The sequence below is a fragment of the Flavobacterium sp. genome (assembly GCF_003525665.1).
In the GTDB taxonomy this organism is placed as follows: Bacteria; Bacteroidota; Bacteroidia; order Flavobacteriales; family Flavobacteriaceae; genus Flavobacterium.
Map to the genome: position 1 here is coordinate 1 of NZ_DQDX01000154.1, position 3,392 is coordinate 3,392.

Here is a 3,392-nt window from a genome sequence, read left to right on the forward strand (position 1 = left end):
CTATACAACATTAAAAATTACGAAATCGATTGAAATAACAAGTATACAAGGGATTTTAATAACTTTATTTAGATTTGCAAAAGTTCAATATAAAGTAAAATGTTGTGGTAATGTTGAGTTTTTTTTCAATGCTTTTTTACTGCCAAAAATAATTCGAATATGCTATATAGCTAGTTTTTTATCATTTATACAGCATTTTTCCTAAAAAAAGCATTAATTATTTTGTTTATCCTAAATTATCATTTTCACATTAAAAATACAAAATTCCATTCTCTATTTGATACAATTAACGTCCTCTAATTAACTATCTTTGTATTCCAAAAAAATTGCCATGATTCCAAAAGATATTTCTACTCTCGAACCAAAGAAGAACATCTTAATAAAAGGTGCTGAAATTCATAATTTAAAAAATCTTGATGTTGCTATTCCTCGAAATAAATTGGTTGTAATAACTGGTTTATCAGGTTCAGGAAAATCTTCGCTAGCTTTTGATACTTTGTATGCCGAAGGTCAACGTCGTTATGTTGAAAGCTTATCATCTTATGCAAGACAATTCCTTGGTAGATTGGATAAACCAAAAGTTGAATACATTAAAGGAATAGCTCCAGCAATTGCAATTGAACAAAAAGTAAATACTACAAACGCTCGTTCAACAGTAGGAACATCAACAGAAATTTATGACTACATAAAATTACTTTATGCAAGAATTGGTAAAACAATTTCGCCAATTTCTGGCAATGAGGTAAAAAAAGATACTGTAACGGATGTTGTAAACAAGGTAAAGACATTTAAAATTGATAGTAAATGGTTACTTCTCGCTCCTATTCATCTTGAGGAAGGAAGAAAACTTGAAGACAAATTAAAAGTGCTTTTGCAACAAGGATTTGCTAGAATTCAAATTGGCAATGACACTGTAAGACTTGACGAAATCAATCAACATACATTAGACAACAAAGATATTTTGCTAATTATTGATAGAATAATTGTTAAAGAAGAAGATGAATTTTACGACCGACTTTCAGATGCAATTCAAACTGCTTTTTTTGAAGGCAAAGGAGAATGCTATTTGCAAGAAGTTGGTTCAAATAATCGTCTCAACTTTAGCTCGAATTTCGAATTAGATGGAATGACTTTTTTGGAACCAAACGTACATCTATTCAGTTTTAATAATCCATATGGCGCATGTCCTACTTGCGAAGGTTATGGAAATATTATTGGCATTGATGAAGAATTAGTAATTCCAAATACAGCGCTATCGGTTTTTGAAAACGCAATTTATCCATGGCGTGGTGAAAGTATGGGTTGGTATCGAGACGAATTAGTTAATAAAGCTTACAAGTTTGATTTCCCAATTCACAAACCTTATTTCGAATTATCAGACGAACAAAAAGACCTTGTTTGGAAAGGAAATCAATATTTTCAAGGACTTAATGATTTTTTTAAAGAACTAGAAGAGAAAAATTATAAAATTCAAAATCGTGTCATGCTTTCACGTTATCGTGGCAAAACAAAATGCAATGTTTGCAAAGGAAAACGTTTAAGAGCTGAAGCAAATTATATACAAGTTGGAGGAAAAACAATTTCCAACTTAGTCGATTTATCAATTAAACGATTAATTCCGTTTTTTGAAGAATTACAATTATCCGATTATGATAAAACGGTAGCCAAACGATTATTAATCGAAATTAAAAGTAGATTAGCATTTTTAAGCAACGTAGGATTAGATTATTTAACATTAAATAGAAATTCGGCAACACTTTCTGGAGGTGAATCACAACGTATCAATCTAGCAACATCGTTAGGAAGCAGTTTAGTAGGATCGATGTATATTCTAGACGAGCCAAGCATCGGATTACATCCAAAAGACACTGAATTACTTATTGAAGTCCTTAAAAATCTACGCGATCTAGGAAACACTGTTATTGTTGTAGAACACGACGAAGACATCATGAAACAAGCCGATATGATAATTGATATTGGACCAGAAGCTGGAACTCATGGTGGAAATTTAGTCGCTCAAGGAACGTACGACGAAATCCTAAAATCCGATTCGCTAACAGCAAAATATCTGAATGGCGAACTAGAAATTAAAACACCTCGAACACGCAGAAAATGGTCAACCTACATCGATATTTTAGGTGCAAGAGAGAATAATTTGCAAAATCTAGACGTTCGTTTCCCTTTAGAATGTCTAACCGTTATAACTGGAGTTTCTGGTAGCGGAAAAAGCACCTTAGTAAAGAAAATACTATTTCCTGCCATTCAAAAAAGATTGGAAGGCGTCGGAGAAAAAGCTGGTCAGTTCACCGATATGCAAGGTCATTATCACAGAATTCACCACATCGAATATGTAGATCAAAACCCAATAGGACGAAGTTCTCGTTCCAATCCAGTTACTTACATCAAAGCCTACGACGATATTCGAGATTTATTTTCTAAAGAAAAGCTATCAAAAATAAGAGGCTATTTACCAAAACATTTCTCCTTCAATGTAGATGGTGGAAGATGCGAAACCTGCAAAGGCGATGGTTCTATAAACGTCGAAATGGTCTTCATGGCCGACGTAGAATTACCATGCGAAACCTGTAATGGCAAACGATTTAAGAAAGAAATTCTCGAAGTCTATTTTGAAGGAAAAAATATTGATGACATTTTAACCATGACCATTGATGACGCGATTTCCTTTTTTAGCGAAAATAAACAAGCCAAAATCACCCAAAAATTACAACCTTTGCAAGATGTCGGATTGGGTTATGTACAACTCGGCCAATCCTCTTCTACTCTTTCTGGTGGCGAGGCGCAACGTATAAAACTTGCCTCATTTCTAGTTAAAGGAAACACCAAAGACAAAGCCTTATTCGTTTTCGACGAACCTACAACTGGTTTACACTTTCACGATATCAAGAAACTTTTGGCTTCATTTGATGCGCTTTTAGACAAAGGCCACTCGATTATTGTAGTCGAGCACAATCTTGATTTAATAAAATGTGCTGATTGGATAATTGATTTAGGTCCAGAAGGTGGCGAAAACGGCGGTCAACTTCTAGCCGAAGGAACTCCAGAAGATGTTGCCAAAAATAAAAAATCAATCACTGCTAAGTACTTGAAATCGAAGTTATAAAATTAAAATAAGGAGCGAATGGCTCGGGCATTTTATGCAATCCATGTTCCTGCTTTTCACTTCAATAAAAAAAGCTTTCAAACAATGAAAGCTTTTTTTATTTCCGTTGCAATCAGGGCTAATTTGCAAACCATAGCAACAAAAAACGGATTCTCAAATGAGAATCCGTTTTTTTATATAATCAATCTTTTAAATTAACGTTTCAAAGCAAAATGGGCTTTAAATTGTCTTGACGTTCCTTGTTCCATGAAGTCTACGGTAAACCAATAAT

Annotated in this window: 2 protein-coding genes; both read left to right on the forward strand. The window is 33.5% G+C overall.

Features of this window, described 5'->3' with window-relative positions:
- Positions 1-205, forward strand: a 205-nt coding sequence (locus tag DIU01_RS10945; RefSeq protein ID WP_290834381.1) for a hypothetical protein, incomplete at its 5' end; no start/stop codon positions are given.
- Between the two features lie 126 nt (positions 206-331).
- A complete protein-coding gene (uvrA, locus tag DIU01_RS10950; RefSeq protein ID WP_290834383.1) occupies positions 332-3,121 on the forward strand; it encodes an excinuclease ABC subunit UvrA in 2,790 nt (929 codons plus the stop codon).
- Positions 3,122-3,392: the final 271 nt, after the last annotated feature.

Coding starts and splice junctions, on each gene's coding strand:
- uvrA (WP_290834383.1), top strand. CDS start 332: ATGATTCCAAAAGATATTTCTACTCTCGAACCAAAGAAGAACATCTTA.